The organism is Paenarthrobacter sp. NPDC091711 (assembly GCF_044756605.1).
GTDB lineage: Bacteria > Actinomycetota > Actinomycetes > Actinomycetales > Micrococcaceae > Arthrobacter.
Window position 1 is genome coordinate 198539 of record NZ_JBIVTF010000007.1, and the last position, 23989, is coordinate 222527.

Annotated in this window: 25 protein-coding genes and 1 tRNA gene; 14 read left to right on the plus strand and 12 right to left on the minus strand. The window is 62.4% G+C overall.

Annotated elements, in window-relative coordinates:
* Window positions 1-163: 163 nt before the first annotated feature.
* Window positions 164-949, minus strand: a complete 786-nt coding sequence (locus ACIQH5_RS13145; protein ID WP_400403897.1) for an SDR family NAD(P)-dependent oxidoreductase — start codon at window positions 947-949, stop codon at window positions 164-166.
* Window positions 950-1090: 141 nt separating this feature from the next.
* On the opposite strand from ACIQH5_RS13145, the gene ACIQH5_RS13150 reads away from it, so the two are divergent.
* Window positions 1091-1885, plus strand: a complete 795-nt coding sequence (locus ACIQH5_RS13150) for an SDR family NAD(P)-dependent oxidoreductase (RefSeq protein ID WP_400403900.1) — start codon at window positions 1091-1093, stop codon at window positions 1883-1885.
* Here ACIQH5_RS13150 and ACIQH5_RS13155 read toward each other — a convergent pair.
* Both ACIQH5_RS13155 and ACIQH5_RS13160 read right to left on the minus strand, forming a co-directional pair.
* Window positions 1882-2847, minus strand: a complete 966-nt coding sequence (locus tag ACIQH5_RS13155) for an LLM class oxidoreductase (RefSeq protein WP_400403903.1) — start codon at window positions 2845-2847, stop codon at window positions 1882-1884. The two genes, ACIQH5_RS13150 and ACIQH5_RS13155, sit on opposite strands and share 4 nt — an antisense overlap.
* A 25-nt stretch (window positions 2848-2872) precedes the next feature.
* Window positions 2873-4096 carry an MFS transporter gene (locus tag ACIQH5_RS13160; protein WP_400403906.1) on the minus strand — a complete coding sequence of 408 codons (1224 nt, stop codon included), beginning with the start codon at window positions 4094-4096 and terminating at the stop codon, window positions 2873-2875.
* Window positions 4097-4242: 146 nt separating this feature from the next.
* Between ACIQH5_RS13160 and ACIQH5_RS13165 the strand changes: the two genes are divergently transcribed.
* Window positions 4243-4689: a MarR family winged helix-turn-helix transcriptional regulator gene (locus ACIQH5_RS13165; protein WP_400403908.1), complete on the plus strand. Its 447-nt coding sequence runs from the start codon at window positions 4243-4245 to the stop codon at window positions 4687-4689.
* A 24-nt stretch (window positions 4690-4713) separates the two neighbouring features.
* Here ACIQH5_RS13165 and ACIQH5_RS13170 read toward each other — a convergent pair whose 3' ends face one another.
* Together ACIQH5_RS13170 and ACIQH5_RS13175 are read right to left on the minus strand one after the other, a co-directional pair.
* Complete coding sequence (locus tag ACIQH5_RS13170; RefSeq protein WP_400403911.1) at window positions 4714-6567, minus strand: helix-turn-helix domain-containing protein; 1854 nt, start codon at window positions 6565-6567, stop codon at window positions 4714-4716.
* 120 nt (window positions 6568-6687) lie between these two features.
* Entirely contained in the window at window positions 6688-7389 is a 702-nt protein-coding gene (locus tag ACIQH5_RS13175) for a type 1 glutamine amidotransferase domain-containing protein (protein ID WP_400403914.1), read from the minus strand.
* A gap of 130 nt (window positions 7390-7519) precedes the next feature.
* Between ACIQH5_RS13175 and ACIQH5_RS13180 the strand changes: the two genes are divergently transcribed.
* Window positions 7520-8440, plus strand: coding sequence for a LysR family transcriptional regulator (locus ACIQH5_RS13180; protein ID WP_400403916.1), 921 nt, complete (start codon window positions 7520-7522; stop codon window positions 8438-8440).
* A 155-nt stretch (window positions 8441-8595) separates the two neighbouring features.
* On the opposite strand, the gene ACIQH5_RS13185 is transcribed toward ACIQH5_RS13180, so the two are convergent.
* A tRNA-Thr gene (locus tag ACIQH5_RS13185) sits at window positions 8596-8668 on the minus strand.
* 216 nt (window positions 8669-8884) lie between these two features.
* On the opposite strand from ACIQH5_RS13185, the gene ACIQH5_RS13190 reads away from it, so the two are divergent.
* Window positions 8885-9613, plus strand: a complete 729-nt coding sequence (locus tag ACIQH5_RS13190; protein ID WP_400403918.1) for an HAD family hydrolase — start codon at window positions 8885-8887, stop codon at window positions 9611-9613.
* On the opposite strand, the gene ACIQH5_RS13195 is transcribed toward ACIQH5_RS13190, so the two are convergent.
* Genes ACIQH5_RS13195 through tmk form a run of 3 tightly spaced genes read right to left on the minus strand, consistent with a single transcriptional unit; the run spans window position 9610 to window position 13102 of the window.
* On the minus strand, window positions 9610-11247 hold the full coding sequence (locus ACIQH5_RS13195; RefSeq protein ID WP_400403920.1) for an alpha/beta hydrolase: 1638 nt from the start codon (window positions 11245-11247) through the stop codon (window positions 9610-9612). The two genes, ACIQH5_RS13190 and ACIQH5_RS13195, sit on opposite strands and share 4 nt — an antisense overlap.
* Before the next feature lie 8 nt (window positions 11248-11255).
* Window positions 11256-12407: a DNA polymerase III subunit delta' gene (locus ACIQH5_RS13200; protein ID WP_400403922.1), complete on the minus strand. Its 1152-nt coding sequence runs from the start codon at window positions 12405-12407 to the stop codon at window positions 11256-11258.
* Complete coding sequence (gene tmk / locus ACIQH5_RS13205; protein ID WP_400403942.1) at window positions 12404-13102, minus strand: dTMP kinase; 699 nt, start codon at window positions 13100-13102, stop codon at window positions 12404-12406. Before tmk ends, ACIQH5_RS13200 begins: the two co-directional genes overlap by 4 nt.
* Before the next feature lie 73 nt (window positions 13103-13175).
* Between tmk and ACIQH5_RS13210 the strand changes: the two genes are divergently transcribed.
* Together ACIQH5_RS13210 and ACIQH5_RS13215 are read left to right on the plus strand one after the other, a co-directional pair.
* Complete coding sequence (locus ACIQH5_RS13210) at window positions 13176-14360, plus strand: trans-sulfuration enzyme family protein (RefSeq protein ID WP_400403945.1); 1185 nt, start codon at window positions 13176-13178, stop codon at window positions 14358-14360.
* Window positions 14361-14370: 10 nt separating this feature from the next.
* Window positions 14371-14712: a DUF2516 family protein gene (locus ACIQH5_RS13215; RefSeq protein ID WP_400403947.1), complete on the plus strand. Its 342-nt coding sequence runs from the start codon at window positions 14371-14373 to the stop codon at window positions 14710-14712.
* A gap of 21 nt (window positions 14713-14733) precedes the next feature.
* Here the strand turns inward: ACIQH5_RS13215 and ACIQH5_RS13220 are convergent, their stop codons facing one another.
* A complete protein-coding gene (locus tag ACIQH5_RS13220; protein WP_400404005.1) occupies window positions 14734-15555 on the minus strand; it encodes a class I SAM-dependent methyltransferase in 822 nt (273 codons plus the stop codon).
* 67 nt (window positions 15556-15622) lie between these two features.
* Here ACIQH5_RS13220 and ACIQH5_RS13225 point away from each other — a divergent pair, with 67 nt between their 5' ends.
* On the plus strand, window positions 15623-16369 hold the full coding sequence (locus ACIQH5_RS13225) for a phosphoglyceromutase (protein WP_062070435.1): 747 nt from the start codon (window positions 15623-15625) through the stop codon (window positions 16367-16369).
* A gap of 73 nt (window positions 16370-16442) precedes the next feature.
* Here ACIQH5_RS13225 and phoU read toward each other — a convergent pair whose 3' ends face one another.
* Window positions 16443-17096 (minus strand): phosphate signaling complex protein PhoU, encoded by a 654-nt coding sequence (phoU, locus tag ACIQH5_RS13230; protein ID WP_024819653.1) that lies wholly within the window; start codon window positions 17094-17096, stop codon window positions 16443-16445.
* Between the two features lie 199 nt (window positions 17097-17295).
* Between phoU and ACIQH5_RS13235 the strand changes: the two genes are divergently transcribed.
* Together ACIQH5_RS13235 and ACIQH5_RS13240 are read left to right on the plus strand one after the other, a co-directional pair.
* The gene (locus tag ACIQH5_RS13235) at window positions 17296-18582 is read left to right on the plus strand and encodes a sensor histidine kinase (RefSeq protein WP_400404008.1); all 1287 of its coding nucleotides are present in this window, start codon (window positions 17296-17298) and stop codon (window positions 18580-18582) included.
* Entirely contained in the window at window positions 18579-19259 is a 681-nt protein-coding gene (locus ACIQH5_RS13240) for a winged helix-turn-helix domain-containing protein (protein WP_400403952.1), read from the plus strand. The genes ACIQH5_RS13235 and ACIQH5_RS13240 overlap by 4 nt, the downstream gene beginning before the upstream one ends.
* Window positions 19260-19366: 107 nt before the next feature.
* On the opposite strand, the gene ACIQH5_RS13245 is transcribed toward ACIQH5_RS13240, so the two are convergent.
* On the minus strand, window positions 19367-19909 hold the full coding sequence (locus ACIQH5_RS13245) for a hypothetical protein (protein ID WP_400404011.1): 543 nt from the start codon (window positions 19907-19909) through the stop codon (window positions 19367-19369).
* Between the two features lie 293 nt (window positions 19910-20202).
* Here ACIQH5_RS13245 and ACIQH5_RS13250 point away from each other — a divergent pair, with 293 nt between their 5' ends.
* From ACIQH5_RS13250 to cysS, 5 genes are all read left to right on the plus strand, one after another.
* On the plus strand, window positions 20203-20685 hold the full coding sequence (locus ACIQH5_RS13250; RefSeq protein ID WP_011690592.1) for a CarD family transcriptional regulator: 483 nt from the start codon (window positions 20203-20205) through the stop codon (window positions 20683-20685).
* A 120-nt stretch (window positions 20686-20805) separates the two neighbouring features.
* A complete protein-coding gene (ispD, locus tag ACIQH5_RS13255) occupies window positions 20806-21588 on the plus strand; it encodes a 2-C-methyl-D-erythritol 4-phosphate cytidylyltransferase (RefSeq protein ID WP_400403955.1) in 783 nt (260 codons plus the stop codon).
* Window positions 21588-22145 (plus strand): 2-C-methyl-D-erythritol 2,4-cyclodiphosphate synthase, encoded by a 558-nt coding sequence (gene ispF, locus ACIQH5_RS13260; RefSeq protein ID WP_400403958.1) that lies wholly within the window; start codon window positions 21588-21590, stop codon window positions 22143-22145. Before ispD ends, ispF begins: the two co-directional genes overlap by 1 nt.
* Entirely contained in the window at window positions 22138-22491 is a 354-nt protein-coding gene (locus tag ACIQH5_RS13265; RefSeq protein ID WP_400403961.1) for a hypothetical protein, read from the plus strand. Before ispF ends, ACIQH5_RS13265 begins: the two co-directional genes overlap by 8 nt.
* Before the next feature lie 35 nt (window positions 22492-22526).
* Complete coding sequence (gene cysS / locus ACIQH5_RS13270) at window positions 22527-23981, plus strand: cysteine--tRNA ligase (RefSeq protein WP_400403964.1); 1455 nt, start codon at window positions 22527-22529, stop codon at window positions 23979-23981.
* The last annotated feature ends 8 nt before the right edge of the window (window positions 23982-23989 follow it).

A 23989-nucleotide genomic window follows, 5' to 3' on the forward strand; every position in this document is an offset into this window, starting at 1 on the left:
CGCATTGACCCAGCGAAGCTCCCTGCGCGAATTGCGCAGGGAGCTTTTCGTTCCGGCGCCCGGACCGGGCGTCGGGTCCCTAGCCAGCAGTGAGGTGGAAAGAGGTGCCACCCCCGGAACCGTCTCGGAGTAACCGATGCGATTCCGGGAGACGCGGTCCTGTCTAAAGGTCGTTGGGATTGGGCTGGCCGTTCCAGGCCGTCACACCACCATCTGCGGTGAGGATGTGCCCGTTGACATAGGAGGCATCGGACGAGGCCAAGAAGGTAAAGACCGGTGCTATTTCTTCGGATGCCGCTATGCGGCCCAGGGGGATGGAGCGTCCGAATGCCTCCTTCAGCCCCTCCATGGAGTCGAGGTTCTTCTGCAGCAAGGGCGTGAGGACTGGCCCGGGTGCCACGGCGTTGCAGCGCACACCCCGTTGGGCGTAATCGACCGCTACGCTGCGCGTGAAGTTAATGACAGCACCCTTCGAGGCGTCGTAGGCGGCATAGTTGTAGTCCGCGCCAATGCCCGAGACGCTTGCGGTATTGACAATGTTGCCTTGGGACCGGATCAGGTGCGGGAGCGCCGCCCGTGTTGCGTAAAACAAACCATCCACGTTTACCTTCATGACGGACCGCCAAAGTTCGTTCGATGTAGCCGCTGCGGGCCCGGTCGGAGCTATTCCAGCGTTGTTGACCAAGACATCCAACGCGCCTAGTTCTTCCACGCTTTCATTGATGATTGCTTCGATGGCATCGGAGTCACCAACGTCGGCAACTTTGAGCGTCATTTGACCGGACAGGACGGAGTTCCGCTCACGGAACCGCTCCATTGATTCTGCGCTGAGGTCCACGCCGATTACGTTTGCTCCTTCAAGGAGGAACCTCTTGAAGACAGCAGCGCCCAAACCGGACCCAGCGCCCGTGACCATGACTGTTTTTCCCAGGAATCGATTCTGATCCATTTCCTACTCCACTTTCATCAAGCCCTGCGCCTGAACGCCAAAGAAATCAGCGACGCATCTATCGCAATGCGGACATTTTGTCCGTAGCATAGAAAACAGAGTACTTCACTCGACAGTCGTTTCGAAGGGATTCCATTCACCATGAAGATAGATCTCACCGGTAAGACAGCCTTGGTTACAGGCTCTTCCCAAGGTATTGGCTTGGCCATCGCCAAGGAGCTGACCAAGGCCGGAGCGACGGTGGTGCTCAGCGGTCGCAGCCAGGATTCGCTGGACAGCGCCGCTGCCGACATCTCGGCTGTCGCTGGTGTCCGCAAGCCCAGGACCGTAGCTGGGGACCTCGGCACCAAGCAGGGGGTTGCGGCGCTCGCCAGCGAGGTAGAAGGAGTGGACATCCTGGTGAACAACCTCGGTATCTACGAGTCGAAGGATGCCTTGGATATTACGGACGAGGACTGGCAAGAGTACCTGGACGTCAACCTCCTTTCCGCTGTTCGGCTGACGCGGGCCCTCCTGCCAGCCATGATGCGCCAAAAATGGGGGAGGGTTCTCTACCTCGCCAGCGATGCAGCCATCTCCGTGCCGCATGACATGCTGCACTATGGCGTTTCCAAAACTGCCCTGGTGGCCGCAGCTAGGGGCTACGCCAAGGTTGCCGCGGGCTCCGGCGTGACGGTGAATTCGGTGATCGCAGGGCCCACAAAGACCGATGGCGCCGTCCGCTTCATCGGAGAGAAGTTTGGCACGGATATGCCCTGGGATGAAGCCGAGGAGAAATTCATGTCCACCGAGCGCTCGGCCTCCCTGATCAAACGGCTCATCGACCCGCTGGAGATTGCCAATATGGTGGTCTACCTCAGCTCGCCTCAGGCCTCGGCCACCACGGGAGGCGCCTTGAGGGTAGACGGTGGATATGTCGACTCGATCTTCCCCTAGGAAAAAGCCGGCAGGACGTGCTTCGCAACTTCCTCCAGCGCGTCTTCGACGGGGCGCTGGCTGGGTCTGAAATTCAGCGCCACATGCCCGACGCCGGATGCCTCCAGCTCCTCGAGGTACCGGGCAAGGGAGTTGCGACCCAGGCGGGCGCCAAACCGGATCGGTTCGGCGGGCGCCCGGGAATCCTCCACCAAGTCAAGCAGCATGGTTGTCAGCAAGGGCTTGTGCTGGCCGTCCGGGACTGCGTGGTTCCACCGGTTCACGACTGGTTGCATCAGGGGCCCGGGACGGTGGTAGGTCATGTAGCCGTCCATGGTGGAGGCGATCCAGTCAGTGGTTTGTTGTGCGCGTCCCACTGCTACCAATGGAATGGCGTCCTGGGCGGGCGGGGGCAGGACCTTCACGGTGTCCTCCGGTCCCAAACTCTCCCGCCAGGCCGTCCGGATGGCGTTTACTGACGAACGGAACAGCTCCCCGCGGGAGTCGAAATCGGCGTCGAACGCTGGATATTCGTTGGGCCGGTCGCCTGAGGCAACTCCGAGTATGAGGCGGCCTCGGGACAGCTGATCAATGGAGGCGGCCATCTTGGCCACGTGCAGCGGATTGCGCAGAGGCAAGACCACCGCGGCTGTTCCCAGCAGGATCGAATCCGTGACCCCCGCCAGGTACCCCAGATCCGGGAACGGGTCAAACACCTGACCGGCGTCCCCAAAGGCCGGAACCCACAGGGGAACATCGCGCAGCCATAGGGCCTTAAAGCCCAGCCGGTCCGCCAGTTCGGCCCTGCGGCGCTGGTGGGTCAGGTCCGGAATGCCGAACTGTCCGGTGGACCCTGGCCGACCATGCCGGGCAAAGTCGTTGTCCAGAGGGAACTCGACGCCGATACTCAAGCCGGCGCCGTTCCGGCAGAGGGCATCAAGGGCGGGCAAAGGAGCAGTGAGGGGGGCTGTTTCCAAGGTCATGATCATCTCTCGATACGGGGGAGGGCTAGAGCTGGGATCCCGCGAGGTGCTGCTTGGTTGTTTGCTGTTCTGCGGGGGATTGTGCCACTCGCCGGGCGGCGCGTCGGGCGGCTGTCGCAGCGAACACCATGACGATGAGCCCAAGTAGCGTGATCCCCGCGCCTGCCCAAATAGGGGAGGTATAGCCGAGGCCCGCGGTGATGGTGACGCCGCCCAGCCAGGCTCCCAAAGCGTTGCCCACGTTGAATGCGCCAATGTTTGCCCCGGATGCCAGGGTGGGGGCACTCTTGGCATAGGCCATGACGCGCATTTGCAGACCTGGGACGGTAGCAAAGCCGAATCCGCCCATGAGTACCAAGGACACGATGGCAAGAGGCTGGTTGTCCGCGGTCAGGGCAAACGCCACCAGGACCACAAGCAGCACGGAAAGTATCACCAGCAAAGTCCGGTCCACGTTTCGGTCAGCAGCCTTTCCTCCAAGGGCGTTTCCCACGAAGAGTCCCACACCGAAGAGGATTAACAACCAGGGGACGGTGGCGGCCGGGAAGTGCGAGACCTCGGTCAGCGTGAAGGCAATGTAGGTAAAGGCTCCAAACATTCCGCCGTATCCCAGGACGGTGACGGCAATGGACAGCCAAACCTGCCCCGACTTGAACGCCATGAGCTCGCTGCGAAGGCTCGTGGACTCAGTGGAGTCGGCGTCCTTGGGACGGGGGACCAAGGTAAGGATTCCCACGAGAGCCAAGATGCCGATCACGCTGATGGCCCAGAAAGTGGAGCGCCAGCCTGCTGCTTGTCCCAGCATGGTGCCGAACGGCACTCCAAGGACGTTGGCGGCGGTGAGGCCGGTAAACATTATGGCAATAGCAGCGGCCTTCTTGGTGCGGTCCACCATGCCGGCCGCGACGACGGAACCGATGCCAAAGAACGCTCCGTGTGCCAACGCGGCAATGATCCGGCCCGCCATCATGGTCCTATAGTCCGGAGCGAACGCCGATAAGACGTTTCCTACGATGAAGACACCCAGGAGTATGGCAAGGGCCGTTTTCCTGTCCATGCGCGACATCGCCAGGGTCAGAAGTAATGCGCCCACCACCACGGCGAGGGCGTAACCCGAGATCAGCCAGCCGGCGGTCGCCTCGCTCACGCTGAAATCAGAGGAAACTTCGGGTAGAAGCCCCATGATGACGAACTCTGTAAGCCCGATGCCAAAGCCTCCCAAGGCCAAAGCGATTAGTCCGATAGGCATAACAATCTCCCAAAAATACTGTACTGAAGAGGATAGTGCGCGTAAGCTGTTAGTTGCAGGCGCTGGATAAATCATTGCACACGAAAATATAGCGCGCAAGCAACTATCTCTATTTGGGCGTCACCGCCGTCTCGAAAGGAACAACCATGAGCATCAAAGACGACGCCGTAGAGGTGCGCGCCCAAGGCTGGAGAACGTTGACTGCCCTCCATGGGCTGATTGAAGGAGCGCTTGAACAAGCCCTCCAAACTACGGCGGACCTGTCCGTGGTTGAGTACACCGTCCTGGACGCTTTGGGCCGGCAAGACGGATGGCACATGCGCATGCAGCAGCTGGCGCGGGCCACGGCTCTCTCTCCCAGCGCAACGACGCGCCTGGTGAACAGGCTTGAGCAGCGCGGACTATTGCGGCGGATCCTCTGCGCCGATGACAGGCGCGGCATCTACACCGAGCTCACAAGCGAAGGGAGCGAATTGCTCGCTTCAGCCCGGCCCGTGCATGACGGCGCCCTGGAACAGGCCCTGACGGAGGCCGAAGGAATTGCTGAACTGGCACCCCTGGTGCGCACTTTGCCGCAAGTATCCTTCGTGTGACCAGTGACTCTCGTGGGACCAGGTTTAGTGTGCCCCTGTATCAAGCGCGGTTAGAACATCCTCCAGCTCCAAAGCGGTGGCGAGATGGGTTAAGGTTGCCACATTCGTCAGCTCCCCACCCAGGAGTTTCTCGACCAACCGTCGGTCCCTCGCGATCGCATCCATGTCCAGTGATAGCTGTGCGGCTGTCACGCCTTCGTCCATGTTGTTCCGTATCAAGGTCCTGAGCGTCTGAAGCAGTGTTGTCCGTCGGGACGAGTCATGCCGGCGTAAGGGCCCCAGGACTTCCTCGCAAAAGGATCGAACGTTGGAGGAGTCCGGCACCTGAAGCAATAGCCCCGCCGTCCCCAAATCGGACACGAGCAGGGTTCGCCCGCCGATTCCCCTGAGCCGGGCCAATTGGTCCGCACCGCGGGCCACGGAGAACGCCTCGAGGTAACCTTGCAGGCCGGATATCGGCCCCGTAAGTACCGAAAGAGAGCTCTCGATTCCCTCACCGCCGTCCCTCAGGACGAGGCGCAAACCTTCTGCGACGGGGCGGACGGACTCCACTGGGCTATCCCCTAAAGGCCACAGCGTGACAAGAAAATCCTGGTGAAAGCCCAGCAGCGGTTGGGGACCGGTGTACTCCACCCGGTGGTGAACCGAGGCAGCGACCCGCTCCTGCAGGCCAGTGGTGTTCTTCGGGATTCCAGACGAAAGGATGAGGGCATGCGGTTGGGATAGATCGTGCCCCATCCGCGCAGCCTGTGTGATGAGTGAGGCTGTCAGCGGACCCCGGGTGGTAAGGATCTCCCTGAGGATTTCCCCCGCCTCGTGCCAAGCCGCTTCGGCGGCGCTTCGGGCGCTGAGGAGTTCCAAGGCAAGAACTGTGGCTGCGTGCTCGATCGCTCTCAGGTTCACCGGGGTGAATTCTTCTACGCTGCCGATAGTCCACATCCAGGCTACGACTTCTTCCTTGACCACCACTGCAGCACGAACGGCAGAGGCTCGTGACCCATCACCGAGGGACAGCATTACGTTGGAAAGGCCTGTGCCGGCTTTTACGCGATGTTTAACGCCTTGGGTTGCCTCATGCATCAGCGCTTCCAACTGCATGTCCGACCCAAAAGAGGAGCCACACTTCACCGTTTTGTGGCCGCTTCGAATCACCACAGCGCGTGAAAGCAGCGCCGAGAGCGCTGTTCCTATGTCATCCAAGCCACCTCCGTTGAGAGCCAATGACGTAAGCCGGTGGTGAACGTCGGCAACTTGTCGTTGGAGCTCATATTGTTCCTCCAACGTCTGATTCAGCGCATTCAGTTTAGTAATGGTGCTGGCTTGTTCGGCGCGAAGCCGGGCGGTGTTGATGGCGATTGCAGCTTGGTCTGCCAGGACCGCAAGCAGCGAAACTTCGTCGGCGTCGAAGTAATGGGCCCGCCGTGTGAAGCAATTGAGGATCCCCAAGGTGCCGCCCGGGGCGTTGAGCGGGATAGCGATCATCGACGTGTAGCCTTGCTCCAGCGCTGCCGGGGCCCATGGGCCAATGGACGGATCGGTGCCGGCATCCTGGATTTGGATGGGGATGCCCATAGCAAAGGCCTGGCTGGACGGGGAGCGCAAGGACGTGCCTCGCAAGCGGATCGGGTGGAGTGAGTTGACGTCCCGGATGTACTCATCGGAGAGGCCGTAGGAACCTCGGATCTGCAGGACCGTACCTGTGGCATCGGGGACTGTCACCGAGGAAAAATCGTAACTCATCAATTCGCTGGCGGTTCTGGCCACCATGGACAGAAGCTCGTCAACGGATACTCCCTGGTTCACTGCAGAACCTATGGATCCGAGCGCCTTCAGCCAGTTCCGGAGGCGTTCGGACGCTCGATCTGACCGCTCTTTCACAGTCTTAGTATTGCCATTGTTGGATAGGGAGGATAGAGCTAAACGACGGCGACGCCTCCGCGCCGCGGTTAACACCGGTCCGGACGGGTCGCCGTCGTTGGCGGTTCTTAGCGGCTGAGTTTACTCGGTGAGTGCGGAGACGACGGCGGCCGCCACAGCCTCGCTGGACTGCGGGTTCTGACCGCTAATGAGGTTGCCGTCGCGGACCACGTAGCTGCTCCATGCAGGGCCCGCCTTCACGATCGCGCCCCGCTCGGCGAGCGTGGTGGCGACCAGCCAGGGGGTTTTCTCGCCGGTGCCGCCGGCGAGCTCTTCCTCGTCTGTGAATACCGTCAGCTCACGGCCAGCGAAAGCGAAGCTGCCGTCCGGGGCAATAGCACTGAGCAAGCCCGCGGGGCCGTGGCAGAAGGGAGCGATGATTTTTCCGCTTTGGTCCGCCGCTACGAGCAAGGCACCGAGCTGGGCGTCCGTGGCAAGATCGGCCATGGGACCGTGCCCGCCCGGCAGGACGACGGCGTCGAACTCGGCCACATTGACGGAGCCGAGGGAGTTGGGGGTTTCGAGTTCGTCTGCTATTTCCCCGATGTACTGCTTGAACTCCTCAACCTTTTCCTCGTCGCCGACGATGTCCGGGTTCAACGAGCCAGGGTCCACTGTTGATTTCTTTCCGCCCGGGCTGGCGATGGTGATGGCTGCGCCGGAGGCTTTGAGGGCTTTATGGGCCACTACGAGTTCCTCGGCCCATACGCCCGTGGGGTGGAGGGTGCCGTCAGCGAGTTCTAGAGAATCGGCTGCTGAAACAACCATAAGAATGCGGGACATGAGGTTCCTTTCGGGAGAAGGTAAAGCGGTTCGCTATTCGATGGTGCTCCTCGCGACTGTGGTATTGGCATAGATAATACTGTGGCCCCCATAGGAATTCTTTGGGCGTGCCCATGCGAGGATTGCACCGATGGCCACTCACAACATGGAACACTTACGGACCTTCCTCACGGTTTACCGTGTGGGGTCGCTGACCGAAGCCGCAAGAATGCTGGGTATTTCGCAGCCAACAGCCTCCACACATGTCCACTCCCTGGAACTGAATCTTGGCTTGCGGCTCTTTGAGCGGAGCCCCGTGGGCGTCACCCCGACTCCTAAAGCCGACGAATTGGCGCGTGACATTGGCCCGCACATCGACGCCTTGGACGATCTCGCCTTTATGTCCAACGTTTCAGGAGCAGATGAGTCTCTTCACTTAGGCGGTCCGGCAGAGTTCCTCACGGCCATGCTTTTGCCGGGAACCCCGGAGCTCACCCAAACCATTGGAGTCAGGCTAAGGATTCGCTTTGGCCTGGTTGATGACTTGCTTGAGCAGTTGCGCGCCGGCCACCTGGATCTGGTGGTCAGCGCAGTCCGTCCCCGGGTCCAGGGTGTTACGGCATCGCCCCTCTTCGACGAAGAATTTGTACTGGTGGCAGCGCCGTCCTGGCAAACCAGCCTCCCGGGTGACGAGCCTGTGGAGGCAGAACTGGCACGTATTCCTGTGGTTGCCTACGCCGAGAACCTGCCGATCGTTCGCCGTTACTGGCGGACCGTCTTCCACCGACGTCCTGATGATCTCAGGAGCAACTGCATCGTTCCCGATCTTCGCGGGGTGCGCGCAGCCGTTCTGGCTGGAGCCGGAATGTCCGTGTTGCCCAGCTATTTGGTGCAAGAAGACCTCGTCGCAGGGAAACTCGTGACCTTGCACACCCCCGAGTTTGCGCCGCTGAACACTGTGTATCTGGCGACCCGAACCGGCGACCTCAATCGCAACCATCCGTTGCGCTCCCTCGCATCCGCTATCGAGCGCCTAAGTCAGACCTCTGGTAACAGTCCAACAACGCCGTGACAGTCAGGCCACCATCTTGGTTGGGTGCAATAGGAAGTTGCCCGCCATGCGCCTTGGATATCCGAAGAATCCGGCAGCATTCACAGGTGGTCGAGTCTTGTCAAAAAGAAAACAAGAACCCCCGGAAATCCTTGATTTCCAGGGGTTCTTGACCGAGCTTCCTATCAGAATCGAACTGATGACCTTTTCATTACGAGTGAAACGCTCTACCGACTGAGCTAAGGAAGCACCGCGTTCATCACCGGTTTCCCGGGCGATCACGCAAGACATAACTGTAATAGAGGCACCGCACCCGGGTCAAAACGAGGCCGACGGCGGCCGTTGCGGGGATGTTCACCCACGCGTCGGGCCGGGTTCAGGCGGTGGTTTCCCGGTGGCCGGAAGCTGGGGAATCACCTGTGGCGGGGCACACCCGCCACGGCTATGAGCCTAAGGAGCCGCTTTATGACGGGACACGAGCCAACCAAGCAAAGCCACGCACCCAACCGGCTGAGACTCGCCGTGGTGGACATGGTGGGCACCACCATTACGGACGACGGCCGGACTGAACGGGCCATGTCCCGGGCGCTTGTTGACCACGGGATTGAACCGGGAAGCACCCGGTTTGAGAGCATGCTCGGCTATGCACGGGACACCATGGGCCTCTCGAAGATGACTGTCTTCAACCACCTCTTCGATGACCCTGACGTGGCCGAAAGCGCGAACAAAGTTTTCGAGAACAGCTATGACGAGTTCATTGAAGACGGCGGTGTCCGCCCCATTGCCGGAGCGGAGGAAGCCATTTTGTGGATGCGTGAGTCAGGCATGCAGATTTGCCTGGCCACGGGATTCGGCCGCCATACCCAGAACATGGTGCTTGAATCCCTCGGGTGGATGGGATTGGCGGACCTCAGCCTGTGCCCCTCCGATGCCGGACGCGGGCGGCCTTACCCGGACATGATCCTGACGGCCGTGCTCGCGCTGGACCTCGACGACGTACGGGAGGTGGCGGTGGTGGGCGATACCAGCTCGGACATGCTCTCGGGAGTTCGTTCGGGAGCATCCCTCGTGGCGGGTGTCCTGACCGGATCCCATTCCGAGGCGACGCTACGGGCGGCCGGAGCCACCGTCGTCGTGGATTCCATCAAGCAGCTCCCGCTCCTGGTGGAGAAGCGCGAAGCCCGGCATCTTTAGCACTTGAGGCCGTCCTGGGGCAGTTTGCCATCAACAAAGTAGTCGTCGACGGCGGTGCTGACGCAGGAGTTCGCGCGGCCGTAGGCTGTGTGCCCCTCACCTTCCCACGTGACGAGGGAGGCATTCTCCAGCTGCTTACGCAGCGACTGGGACCACTCCAACGGAGTTGCGGGGTCGCCGGTGGTGCCTACCACCACGATGGGTGCGGATCCGTTGTATTCCACGGGCGCCGGGGTGCGGGTGCTGGGGTAGGGCCAGTCCTTGCAGGTGACGCCACCGTAGGCAAAGAACGCGCCGAACGTGGGGGATTCCTGCATGAGGCGGACTTCCTCGGCCCGCATGGCGGCGGTGTCTGTCACCATCGGGTAGTCCAGGCAGTTGATGGCTTGGAACGCGAAGGCGGAGTTGGAGCTGTACGTGCCGTTGGGTTCGCGGTCCGCGCCAAGATCTGCCAGCCGCATCATCTGGGAGACGTCACCGGCAAAGGCACTGTCCAGCGCCTGAGTCAGGGCCGGCCAGCTTTGGTCGTTGTACAGGGGCAGGATGAGGCCGTTGACGAAGTCGTTGGCGGTCACCAGCCGGCCGTCCTTGGCGGTCTGCGGGTTCTGGTCCACAGCCGTGATGAGGTCCCGGATTTCCTGGACACCGTTGTCAACGGATCCGCTCAGGGGGCATTGTTGCTGTCGCTGGCAGCTGGCCACGTAGGTGCTCAGGGCTTTTTCGAAGGCACGCGCCTGTCCGGCCGTCAGCTCCTCGTTGGTGATCGCCGGGTCCACGGCACCATCAAGAACCACACGGCCCACGTTGTCCGGGAAGAGCGAAGCGTAGGTGGAGCCCAGGAAGGTGCCGTATGAGAAGCCGAGGTAGTTGAGCTTGGCATCGTTTGACACCGCGCGCAGTACATCCAGGTCCTTGGCAGCGCTGACGGTATCTATGTGTCCCAGAACATCGCCGGTCTGCTGGGCGCACTGTTCAGCGAATGACTTGTTGAAGGCAAGCGCAGCGGCCAAACCTTCATCAGTGTTCTTGCGGAACACTTTTTCGCGGGCGGCGTCACGCTCGGCATCGGTCATGCAGGTCACTGGAGCGGAGCGACCCACACCCCGGGGGTCAAAACCGACAACATCGTAGTTGGCCCGCAACTTCTCGGTGAAGTGGGTGTTGCCTGCGTCCTTGACGAAATCCACGCCCGAGCCGCCGGGTCCGCCGGGATTTACCAGGATGGAACCTTGCTTGTTGCCGGTGCTGGGCAACTTAATGACAGAAAGCGTGATGTCCCCGGAGGCCGGATTGGCGTAGTCCTTCGGCACTTGGACCTTGCCGCAGTGGAAGCCATCCTCGCATGAGCTCCACTCCACCGACTGCGAGTAGTACTTCTCCAGGCCCTCAGGAGCTGAGGCTGCGATGGACGGATCCACCGTGCTGGTGGACGGCTGGGCCGTTGGAGCCGGCAAGAACGGAACGGTGCACGCGCTCAATACCAGCATGGACGCAAGCGCAACGCACAGTGCCGCAAACCCGCGGCGGGAGCTACGCCCCGCAGCACCCCCGCCCGCCAAACCACCACCCGATTCAAGCTGGGCAGACCGGTCCCGTGAAGGGGTACCGGCGGACCGGCGGGGTGCGGACTTCATGCATTCTCCTATTGCTGGATGAGGCTCGTGGCCATGGACTCGACCGCCAACAGCGGCGCCACGTTGGTGGTGGTGATTCGGACACGGGCTTTGTTGATGGCGTCCATTCGGGCCAGGGTGGTTTCCGGCGTTGAATGGCCCGCGTATTCTTCCAGTTCGCTCTTGAGTTCAACGTTGACCAGTTCCACAGCGTTCCCCAACTGGATGATCAGGACGTCCCGGTAGAAGGACAGCAGATCTGTGAGCGTCCGGTCCAACGAGTCAGTGATGGAGCGTTTGGCGCGCCGTTTCTGGTCGTCCTCCAGCTGCTTGACCTGGCTGCGCATGGAGGGTGGGAGCGTCCCGGATTCGGGAGCGCCCAGGCTCGCCAGCAGTGCGATCTTCTCCGCGGCGTCGCGTTCGTCGTTGGAGCTGTTGGCTTCCTCGGTAGCAATTTTGACCAACTTTTCGGCCATCATCACGGCAGCGGTAACGCCGCGAAGACCAAGCGGTATTCGAACCGTATCCAGCCGGCGCTGCCGCGCATCGGCGTCGCGGGCCAACCGGCGGGCGATCCCTATATGGCTTTGTGCGGCACGCGCCGCACGGTCTGCGAGTTGGCGTTCGACGCCGTCGCGCCTCACCAACAGCTCGGCGACGTCAGCGGCCGGCGGTAGCCGCAGGCTCACAGGGCGGCATCGGGAACGGATGGTGACCAGGACATCGGCAGGGGAGGGGGCGCACAGCATCCAGATGGTCCTGGGAGTGGGTTCCTCAATGGCCTTCAGCAGAACATTGGTGGTGCGCTCGGCCATGCGGTCCGCATCTTCCACCACAATGATCCGCCACCGTCCCGTAGCTGGCCGGTCGCCCGCTTTGGAGACGAGTTCACGGGCTTCATCAATGGTGATGGTGACCTTTTCCGTCCGCACGAACGTCACATCCGAGTGGGTCTCACCGAGGATCGTGTGGCACGCCGCGCACTGGCCACAGCCGCGCATGGTGACGTCGTCCTGCTCGCAGTTCAAGGCAGCGGCGAAGGCCTTGGCTGCGTTTGAGCGGCCCGATCCCGGCGGCCCGGTGAAGAGCCATGCATGGGTGAGCCCGGTATCGCCCTGCGCGGCCTGCTTGAGCTGGGCAACCACGGGCGCCTGGCCTTGAAGGTCGTCCCAGACGCTCACGGACGATCGCCCGGAACAGTTTCGCTCTGCAATGATTCAGCCGTCACGGGCTCACCCTTGGCAAGCAGCAGCGATTCCACCCGCTCCAGGATCCGGGATGCCAAGGTTTCGATATCTGCATTGGCGGGCAGCACCAGATAACTGGAGGGTGCGGCCGCTGCGAGGTCCAGGAATGCGTGCCGGATCGCGGAATGGAAATCGTCAGGCTCGGACTCCAACCTGTCCTCGGTGGCGTCCCCGGCGGTCCGGCGCCGGCGGCCATCGGAGGGGTCGACGTCGAGCAGTACCGTCAGGTCCGGGTGGAGGCCTTCAGTGGCCCACTCGTTGAGCGACAAAACGCCCTCGGCGCCGAGTCCGCGCCCGGCACCTTGATAGGCGACGGAGGAATCGATGTAGCGGTCCGTGATGACGACTGTTCCCTCAGCAAGCGCAGGCCTAATTACCTGGCTGGCATGGGCAGCGCGGGCGGCCGCGAACATGAGGGCTTCCGTGCGGGGATCGATGGTGCCGTGTCCGTGGTCCAGGACCAGGGACCGCAATTTCTCGCCGATGGGGGTGCCACCCGGTTCGCGGGTGCGCAGCACAGAGAGTCCCCGCGACTCAAGGGCGTCAGAGAGCCGGGCGGCCTGGGTGGACTTGCCCGCTCCGTCCCCGCCTTCGAAGGCGATGAAAAGGCCTGGGCTCTTAATACTCACTGGACTAGCCTACCGATCACCGGCATACGAGACGGCTTTTATCCACAGCATTGCCCGCGACTACGCTGAAACCATGAGCCTTTCCGATCAGCATGCCGCCGATTTGTCTCCGGAAACCGTTGTAGTTGCGGCCGGTCGCCCCGACCGCGCCCACGACGAGCCCGTCAACCCGCCCATCGTCCTGTCCTCCACATACTTCGGAACAGGTTCATTGGGCGACGGAGATCGCGGCTACGGGCGCTACGCCAACCCCACCTGGGATCCCTTCGAGGACGCGCTGGCCAAACTGGAAGGCGCCACCCTGCCCGGGCTGCTCTACGCCTCCGGCCTGGCGGCAGTCAGCTCAGCGTTGTCCCTTGTTTCCGCGGGCGGTGTGGTGGTGATGCCCTCGCACAGTTATGCAGGTTCCCTGGTCATGGCCACTGAACTGGCAGAGAAGGGCTTCCTGGAACTTCGCACCGTGGACATCACGGACACGGACGCCGTCAAGGCACTCATCAACCCCGCGACCGGCAAGAAGGCAGACCTGCTCTGGCTGGAAAGCCCCACCAATCCCATGCTCGGCATCGCCGACGTGCGGGCCCTGACTGACGCCGCGCACGCAGTGGGCGCAATCGTGGTCACGGACAATACTTTCTCCACGCCTTTGGTGCAGCAGCCCCTCAGCCTGGGGTCCGACGTCGTGCTTCACTCGGTGACCAAGTACCTGGCCGGGCATTCGGACGTCGTCCTCGGCGCCCTCGTCACGTCCAATCCGGAACTGCGCGCCACACTGCTCCATCACCGCATCATCCATGGCGGCATCGCCGGGCCGTTCGAGGCCTGGCTGGCCCTGCGCGGACTCCGCACTTTGGCGCTGCGGATTGAGCGCTCGCAGGCCTCAGCGGCAACCCTTGCCGAACGCCTCAGCAGCCACCCCCGGGTGGAAACGATCCGTTACCCGGGCCTCCCGAGCGATCCCGGACACGAGCGCGCCAAGATACAGATGAAGGGCTTCGGGTCCATCCTCTGCATCCAGATCGTTGGAGACGAACAGCGCAGTGGTGCCGACGCCGCCGACGAACTGGTCCGCGCGCTGCAGCTTTGGCTGCCTGCAACATCCCTGGGCGGGGTGGAGTCACTGATTGAACGCCGACGCCGGCACACGGCCGAGCCGCTGAGCGTCCCGGAAAACCTGGTGCGCTTGAGCGTCGGTATTGAGAACGTGGAAGACCTCTGGTCCGACCTTGAGCAAGCGCTGAAGTCGCTGGACGGCTAGGCTAAAGGGCGTGGACGGAAAAATTTTGATCGCTTACGTTACCACCGGGGTTTACTGGATCCTTGGCTTGGTGGCCCTTGCCCTGGAACTGTGGGCCTTCGCGGACTGTCTGCGCCATAAGCCGACGCTCTTCGTGGCCGCTTCAAAGCGCACCAAGTTGTTCTGGTTGGCGCTCACGGGCGTAGCGCTTGCGATCGGCGCCCTGACCTTCTTGGCTGGCGGCAGCAGCCTTGGATTGTTCGGCATCGCCGCCGTCACCGCGGCTTGCGTCTATCTTGCCGATGTCCGTCCCGCCCTGCGCGAAGCCGGCAGCGGCGGCAACCGCAACGTGGGTCCTTACGGTCCCTGGTAAAGCATTAAAGGGGCTAAAGCACTACAGGGGCGCCACAGCGTCCCACGCCACCGTCACTTCACCCAAGCGCCACCTCGCCGGACCATCCTGAAGCGGCCACCCGGCGTCGCGTAGCGAACGGCACATTCCCGTCCAGCGTTGCCGATTTCCAAACGAGGCCAGCGGCGCCGCCTCCAGCCACGCCTTATCCATGGCCTGCAAGAACGCATGGATGGGTTCACCGGGCACGTTCCGGTGGATCAGGGCTTTGGGCAACCGCTCCGCCACCTCGGATGGCAACTCAAAACTGCCGAACCGCACGGAAAAACTGAGGCTCAAAGGGCGCTCGGCGTCCAAAGCCACCCACGTGACGCGCCGGCCGATTTCGTCGCACGTGCCATCAATGAACAGGCCGCCGGGCGCCAACCGCGATTGCACCAGCCGCCAGATCCCGCCGACGTCGGCTTCCTCATATTGGCGCAGCACGTTGAAGGCCCGCACCAACACCGGGTTACCGGGGACGGGGACTTCGAAACCGCCCACGTGAAAGCTGAGCCCGGGCCTTTCGAGGGCTTTGGCAGTCCGAACGCGCTCCGGTTCAATCTCTATCCCGCAGACCCTGACGTCCGGCCGCACGGCCTGCAACCGTTCGAACAGCTCGACGGCGGTGGTCGGCGAGGCGCCGTAGCCCAGGTCCACCACAAGGGGGTCGACGGCGGCGCGTAGCCGCCACGCCTGCGGCCCGGCCAGCCAGCGGTCCAGGCGGCGCATCCGGTTGGGGTTGGTGGTTCCGCGGGTGATGTTGCCAACGGGCTTCCCGCCCCTGCTGCGGGGAGAGCCCACCCGTTCCGCTTTTTGCACCACGGCCTCCACTTTATCGCTGCGCGTAACGCCGGGCAGGGCACGTAGCTGCTCAGCTAGGATGAAAACCATGACTTACAAGCTGATTCTGCTGCGCCATGGCCACAGCGAATGGAACGCCAAGAACCTGTTCACCGGTTGGGTGGACGTTGACCTGAACGATCAAGGCCGCCAAGAAGCAGTGCGCGGTGGAGAGCTCCTGGTTGAGAACGACATCCTCCCGGACGTCCTTTACACCTCGCTCCTGAAGCGTGCCATCAACACTGCCAACATGGCCCTGGACAAGGCCGACCGCGGCTGGATCCCGGTCAAGCGCGATTGGCGCCTCAACGAACGCCACTATGGCGCGTTGCAGGGCAAGGACAAGGCCCAGACCCTGGCCGAGTTCGGCGAAGAGCAGTTCATGGAATGGCGCCGCAGCTACGACACCCCGCCGCCGGCCCTGTCCGACGACAGCGAGTTCTCCCAGGCCCACGATGTCCGCTACAAGGACCTTGGCGACGCCCTTCCGCGCACCGAGTGCCTTAAGGACGTCCTTGTCCGCCTGCTCCCTTACTGGGAATCGGACATCAAGGAAGACCTCAAAGCCGGCAAGACCGTCCTGGTCACGGCCCACGGCAACTCCCTGCGTGCGCTCGTGAAGCACCTGGACGGCATCAGCGACGACGCCATTGCCGGGCTCAACATCCCCACGGGCATCCCGCTGGTGTACGAACTGGACGAGGACTTCCAGCCGATCAACGCCGGCGGAACCTACTTGGATCCCGACGCCGCAGCCCAGGCCATCCTCGCGGTGGCCAACCAGGGTAAGAAGTGACGTTTTAGTCGACGACGGCGGCCGGTCACCTTTTCAGGAAAGGTGACCGGCCGCCGTCGTTAACGCTGTAAGGCTAGAAGCCTTCCGGCTGCCATTCGCCTGTCACCAGGTAGGTGACCTTGCGGGCTACCGAGACGCCGTGATCAGCGAAGCGCTCGAAGTAGCGGCTGGCAAGGGCCACGTCCACCGTGGTGGAGGGGCTTTCGCTCCACTCGGGGGAGGCGATCGCCTTGAAGACGCTGAGGTGGAGGTCGTCCACGGCGATGTTGATCTTGAGGATGTCGCGGGCAACCTCAAGGTCGCGGGTCTCGAGGAGTTCAATGACCTTGGCGGTGATCTCGATGTCGTGCTGGGCCATGGCCTTGAAGGTCTGGGTCAGCGATGCCGGAATAACGGTGGCCGGGTAGCGCAGGCGCGCCAGCTGGGCAACGTGGCGGGCGAGGTCGCCCATGCGTTCCAGCGAAGCACTCATGCGCAACGAACCCACAATCATGCGGAGATCGCTCGCCACGGGGCCCTGCAAGGCAAGGATGTCGATGGCCCGCTCGTCGAGGCTGTTCTGCAGGAAGTCGATTCGGGCGTCTGCCGCGATGACGTCCTGGGCAAGATCCACGTCGGCGCCTTCGAAGGAAGTAGTAGCCTTCGTTATTGCTTCGTGAACCAGCTTGGAGATCTCGATGAGGTCGTCACCTACCTGGGTGAGCTCCTCCTGAAAAACCTTGCGCACTAAGGCGTCCTTTCCTTGGAAATCCTCGTCCCCTGCCGGGCATCGGATTTCAAAACCATTGACAGTCCAACCAGTAACTGTGTCAGGAGCCAGTGAACGGTTCGGCACCTTTAGATGAACGTTAGTTGAACCGTCCGCGTTTGGGGCCGGATCACTGCTTGGCCGTGTTTGCACAGCATAAGCTGGACACGTGGATCCATTGCTCATAGGTGTCGTCGCTGGCCTCGTAGGCCTGTCGTTGGGCGTCTTCGGCATGCTCGCGTTCAGAATCAGCGAGCGGCAACGCAGCATCGTGGACTTGGACGTGAGTGAACCCCTGCTTCCTGAGGGGGCCGCGGAAGTGCTGTCCGTCGTCGGGCGTGCCTTCGTGGTGGTGGACGCGATCGATGGCGTCGTCCGTGCAAGTCCTGCCGCCTATGCGTACGGCCTGGTGCGCGGGCACACTGTGGTTCACAAACAGCTCCTGGATATGACAGCCAAGGTCCGCCGCGACGGCGTGATTCTCGAAGAGCAATACGAACTCCCGCGTGGACCGCTGGGCAAAGGCACCATTGTTGTCCAGGTCAGGGCAGCAATGCTCGGGTGGGAATACATTGTGCTCTTGGCCGACGACCGCACCGAGATCACCCGCACCGAGGAGATCCGGAACGACTTCGTGGCCAACGTCTCCCACGAGCTCAAGACCCCGGTGGGTGCCATCTCCCTCCTGGCTGAAGCCCTCGAAGCCTCGCCCGATGACGAAGAAGCAGTCCGCCGTTTCGCCAAGCGCATGCACAAGGAATCCGGGCGACTGGCAGCTTTGGTCCAGGACATTATTGAACTTTCCCGGTTGCAGGGCGCCAACGTGGCCCAGCAGGGTCTCCCGGTGAACATCAACACCGTCATCACTGAAGCCGTGGATCGCTCGCAGTTACCGGCAGAGAGCAAGAACATCCAGATTGTGGTGGGCGGACACTCGGAGTCGCTGGTGTTCGGAGACCACGACCTCCTGGTGACGGCCCTCCGTAACCTGATCGACAACGCCATCCGCTACTCGCCGGAAAACACGCGGGTGGGTGTCGGCGTCCGGACGCGGGAGGGCGTGGTCGCTATCTCCGTCACGGACCAAGGCGAAGGCCTCACGCCGGAAGACCAGGAACGGGTGTTCGAACGCTTCTACCGTGTGGACGCGGCGCGGTCCCGGCATACCGGCGGTACAGGCCTCGGCCTCAGCATCGTCAAGCACGTGGTGTCCAACCATGGCGGCGAGGTGACCGTGTGGTCCCAGCCCGGCCAAGGCTCAACGTTCACCGTCCGGCTGCCGGAGATGGAAGGCCAGGACGACGACGCCGGCCTGCCGCCTTCCGCTGCAAGTGCGTCTTCCGAGCTGCAGGCGACTGCCGTCGTCGAGCCCCGACCCGTCAGTCAACAACCCCAACACGTCAGCCAACACGTGAATGAAAAAACGGGCGCCAACGGCGCCCAAGAGCAAGGAGCCAGCGCTTGAGCCGGATTTTGATAGTGGAGGACGAAGAGTCCTTCAGCGACCCCCTGTCCTATCTCCTGGGCAAAGAGGGTTTTGACGTCGAGGTAGTGGATAACGGCAGCGACGCCCTGGTGGAATTCGATCGGAACGGTGCTGACCTCGTCCTTTTGGACCTGCAGTTGCCGGGAACGCCGGGGACCGAAGTGTGCCGTCAACTGCGCCAGCGCTCCAGCGTCCCGGTCATCATGTTGACGGCCAAGGACTCTGAGATCGACAAGGTTGTTGGCCTGGAGCTCGGCGCCGATGACTACGTCACCAAGCCCTATTCATCCCGTGAACTCGTAGCCCGTGTCCGTGCGGTTCTGCGCCGGCAAGGTGAGCCGGAGGAGCTCATCACCTCCACCGTGCAGGCGGGACCTGTCCGCATGGACATCGAACGCCACGTGGTGAGCGTCAACGGTCAGCAGGTGTCGCTGCCGCTCAAGGAGTTCGAGTTGCTCGAAATGCTGCTCCGCAACTCTGGCCGGGTTTTGACGCGTGGCCAGTTGATCGACCGCGTGTGGGGTTCGGATTATGTGGGGGACACCAAGACGCTCGATGTCCATGTGAAGCGGCTCCGCAGCAAGATCGAACCGGATCCCTCTGCTCCCCGATACCTGGTGACAGTGCGCGGCCTCGGCTACAAGTTCGAGCCGTAAGCGCTCCGGCTAATTTTTCATACAACAAAGGAAGGGTCCCGCCGCGGCGGGACCCTTCCTTATGTGTGTCGCTTGTGGCTTGCTGCCTGCTTGTGGCTTGCTGCCTGCTAGTGGCCGGCGGCCGGAGCCTCGGAGGACGTCGCAGTGGAGGTTGACGTCGGCGTTGCCGTGGGGCTCGGCGTGGTGGGAAGGTACTTGGCGTACTCGGGGAGTGTGCCGTCAACCACGGGGACGTTGACCGTGGCGGAGTCGGAACCGCTGCGGATGGTGATCGGGGTGAGGCCGCCGGGGATGACGCCCGCGCTGCTGAGGATCGCTGCATCCGCGGTGTCGTTCAGGAAGGTCTCGCCGTTGGCCTTGACCGGGATTTCGGTCTGGGCGCCGTTGGCACCGCTCATGGTGAGGGTGGCGTCGGAGGATGAGGTGTTGAAGACGGCGCCGATGACACGGCCCGGCTCTTTCTCGCCCGAGGCAACGATCAGGATGTTACGCAGCTGAAGGGGACCGAGATCAGCTTTGATCCCGTCCGAGGCCGAGTACTGGTGGGTAGTCTGCTGGGCGTTGACGAATCCACAGCCGGTGACGGACAGAAGACCGACGCCGATTGCAGCCGCCGCAATTGCCAGCTTGCCGCGCTGGACAGGGTTCATCGCAGTATTGCGCACGACACCTACTCCTCAAGAGTCATTGGAACACTTTTCAGCCATAGCCTATCGGCAAACCGGCCGAAATAAGGATTCGGGAAGGCTATGTGGCGCCATCGGTGAAAGAGATCTTGCTCGCACATTGCCTCCCCGATGCATCTTTACCGGAATACGTCAAGACCTTGGAGGAAGTCGTTTAAGGCCTTATTCCCTTTATTGGCGCGGTAGAAGAGCCTGCCGGGTGCCAGTCGTATGCCTTAATCGTGATAGACTAATCTGCGGGAAAGGGGAAAGTCCACATGGTTTTTGAGGTCGGCGAGACAGTAGTTTACCCTCACCATGGTGCAGCAAAAATTGAGGAAATCAAGATGCGCACCATCAAGGGCGAAGAGAAGATGTATCTCAAGCTCAAGGTGGCTCAGGGTGATCTGACCATTGAAGTTCCAGCAGAGAACGTTGACCTTGTTGGGGTCCGGGACGTAGTGGGCAAAGAAGGCTTGGAGCACGTATTTGACGTTCTCCGCGCCGAGTTCACTGAAGAGCCTACCAACTGGTCACGTCGTTACAAGGCGAACCTGGAGAAGCTTGCTTCAGGCGATGTCATCAAGGTGGCAGAGGTCGTTCGCGATCTTTGGCGTCGTGATCACGATCGCGGCCTTTCCGCAGGTGAGAAGCGGATGCTGGCCAAGGCGCGGCAGATTCTGATTTCAGAACTGGCCCTGGCTGAGAAGACGGATGAAGAGAAGGCTGCAAGCGTTCTTGACGAGGTCTTGGCTTCCTAAGAATTGAGCCCGGTGGTGCGAATGCGCCGCCGGGTTTCTTTTTGCCCGGAAGTAGCCGCAGAAGCGCGGAATTACCCGGTAGGTGGGTATTCCACGCACATTCCGCATAATCTTGGGCGCATGAGTACTCCTTCCAAGCGCGCCGTTACGGCTGTGATCGTGGTTGCTGCCGGTTCCGGTGAACGCCTCGGCTACGGTATGCCCAAAGCCCAGGTCCCGCTGGGCGGCGAGACCATCCTGATGCATGCCCTCCGGGGTGTGGTTGCCTCCGATGTTGCGCGCCAGATCTGTATCGCCGTGCCCAAGGGGGACACAGCCCTGCGGGAGTTGATCTCCGATTTCACCGTTGACCTGGTGGACGGCGGCCCCGAAGTATCGGTGGTCGACGGCGGATCCTCCCGCGCTGATTCGGTGCGCGCCGCTATGGCTGCGTTGGAGGACGGAACAGAATTCGTGCTTGTCCACGATGCCGCCCGTGCACTGACTCCCGAGCGTGTTTTCCAGCGCGTAGCCGACGCCTTGGCCTCCGGCGCGAAAGCAGTCATCCCCACGTTGCCGGTGGTGGACACCATCAAGACGGTGACTGAGACCAGCGGCGATGATGCGGCCATAGCCCCTGAACTCGTCACGGGCACAGCCCCCCGTGAACAGCTCCGCGCCGTCCAAACTCCGCAGGGGTTTGAGTTGGCCACCCTGCGCCGAGCCCACGAGGCTGCGGGCCTCTTCGACGACAAGCAGTCCGCGGCCGTCACTGACGACGCCATGCTGGTGGAACTCCTGAACGTTCCGGTTCACGCCGTGCGCGGGGCCAGCCAATCGCTCAAGATCACTACTCCGTTGGACCTGATCATCGCCGAAGGCCTGTTGGAAGGCCCGCTGGGGATTCGATGGGTGGAAGGCTGATGACGCTGAACCAGAACATGGTGCTTCCCCGTACCGGCGTTGGCATCGACGTGCACGCATTCGCCCCTGAAGAGGACCCGCAGCCGCTGTGGCTGGGCGGGCTCTTCTGGGAAGGCGAGCAAGGGCTTTCAGGGCATTCCGACGGCGACTGTGTAGCCCATGCTGCTGCCGACGCACTCTTCTCCGCCTGCGGAATCGGTGACCTTGGTACGCACTTCGGCACGGACCGCCCCGAGTTCGCGGGCGCCTCAGGTGTGACGCTGCTCAGCGAGGCGGCCCGCATTGTGCGTGCTGCCGGATTCGAGATTGGCAACGTCGCAGTGCAGTTCGTGGCTAACCGCCCCAAGTTCGGGCCACGCCGGGAAGAATCCCAGCAGGTGTTGAGTGAGGCCGCGAGGGCGCCGGTCAGTGTCACGGCAACCACCAGCGACGGACTGGGTTTCACGGGGCGCGGCGAAGGGATCTCCGCTGTTGCTACGGCCCTCGTGTACCCGGTCTCCGGACACGGGTTGGCGGCATCCGAGCCGGGTCCCGCGAAAGGTGCCCCGCATGCTTAAGTCACATGCCGGCGTCGTGCGTTCCGCTGTGGTGTCTGCAGGCTTGGCCGCTGCGCTCCTGCTGAGTGGTTGCGGAGGTGCCCAAACCATGGACGTCAAAGCCAGCTGCGAGTTCCTGAACAACGACACCTTCAAGCCCGACGGCAACCAGCAACAGCAGTCGAAACAGATCGCCGAGCACTATCACCAGATCGCCGGGAAACTGGCGCCGGAGATCGGGAACCCCATCAAGGAGATGGCTTCGATCATGGACGAAGCAGCGGGATCGTCCCTCGGGGCAGCCACTCAGGACCAGCAGGAGAAGCTCAAAGTCCAGTTCAACAAGATCGGCGAATACTGCAAGTAGGCAGGTCACGCCGCGTCATCGGCTAATCTGGAGCGGTGACCCTGCGCTTCTATGACACCGCCTCCGCCGAAGTCCGCGACTTCGTTCCCCTCGAAGACGGCAAGGCCAGCGTGTACTACTGCGGGGCCACCGTCCAAGGAATGCCGCACGTGGGCCATGTCAGGTCGGCCATCGCCTTTGACCAGCTGACGCGCTGGCTCGAGTTCCGGGGCCTCCGGGTCACGGTGGTACGCAACGTCACGGACATCGACGACAAGATCCTGGCCAAGTCCGCGCAGTCGTTCGGGCCGGACTGGGACGCCGAGCCATCCGCGCGCCAAGCCGAAGAATGGTGGGCGCTTGCATACCGCTACGAGCAGGAATTCGAGAATGCGTACGAATCCCTCGGCGTGCAGCGGCCCACCTACGAGCCCCGCGCCACCGGCCACATCCCGGAAATGCATGCGCTCATCCAGCGCCTCATCGACCGTGGCCACGCATACCCTGCACTGGACGATTCCGGCGATGTTTACTTCGACGTCCGATCCTGGAGCAAGTACGGCTCGCTGACCCGTCAGAACATCGATGACATGCAGGGAGCGCCCGACGCCGACCCTCGGGGCAAGCGCGATCCCCGCGACTTCGCGCTGTGGAAGGGTTTCAAAGACGGCGAGCCCGTCACCGCCAAATGGGAATCCCCTTGGGGCGCAGGCCGTCCCGGATGGCACCTCGAGTGCTCAGCCATGGTCACCAAGTACCTTGGCCCGCGGTTCGATATCCACGGTGGAGGACTGGACCTTCGCTTCCCGCACCACGAAAACGAGATGGCCCAGTCCCAGGCTGCCGGCGACGAGTTCGCCAACTTCTGGATGCACAACGGCATGGTCACGTACGAGGGCGAAAAGATGTCCAAGTCCATCGGCAACACGGTGAGCCCGGCCGAAATGCTCCAGCTCGCATCGCCTCGCGTGGTCCGCTACTACCTGGGGCAGGCCCACTACCGTTCCATCCTGGACTACCGGCCCACGTCCCTGCAGGAGGCCGCTGCCGCTGTCGAGCGCATTGACGGTTTCATCCACAAGGCATCCGCCAAGGTCGGCACGGATTCCTTGGACGTGTCCCCGCAGGCCAACATGCCTGCCGCCTTCAGCGCTGCCATGGACGACGACCTCAATGTTCCGCAGGCACTCGGCGTTCTCCACGAGACCGTCCGCGCCGGCAACACGGCGCTGGCGTCCGGAGACTTGGACGCCGCGAAGGCCGCCCTCTACAGCGTGCTCTCCATGACCGAAGTACTGGGTCTGGATTCGGTCAAACGTCCGGAAGCTGTCCAAGGACGCGAGCACGATGCTTTGGCAGTGCTGATCGAAGCTCAGCTCGAAGCCCGTGCTGCCGCCAGGGCCGCCAAGGACTGGGCTGCTTCCGACGCTATCCGGGACACGCTCGCTGCTGCCGGCGTCGTCGTCGAAGATGGTGCGGACGGCGCCACTTGGAGCCTCAAACGCGACTGACATACCGG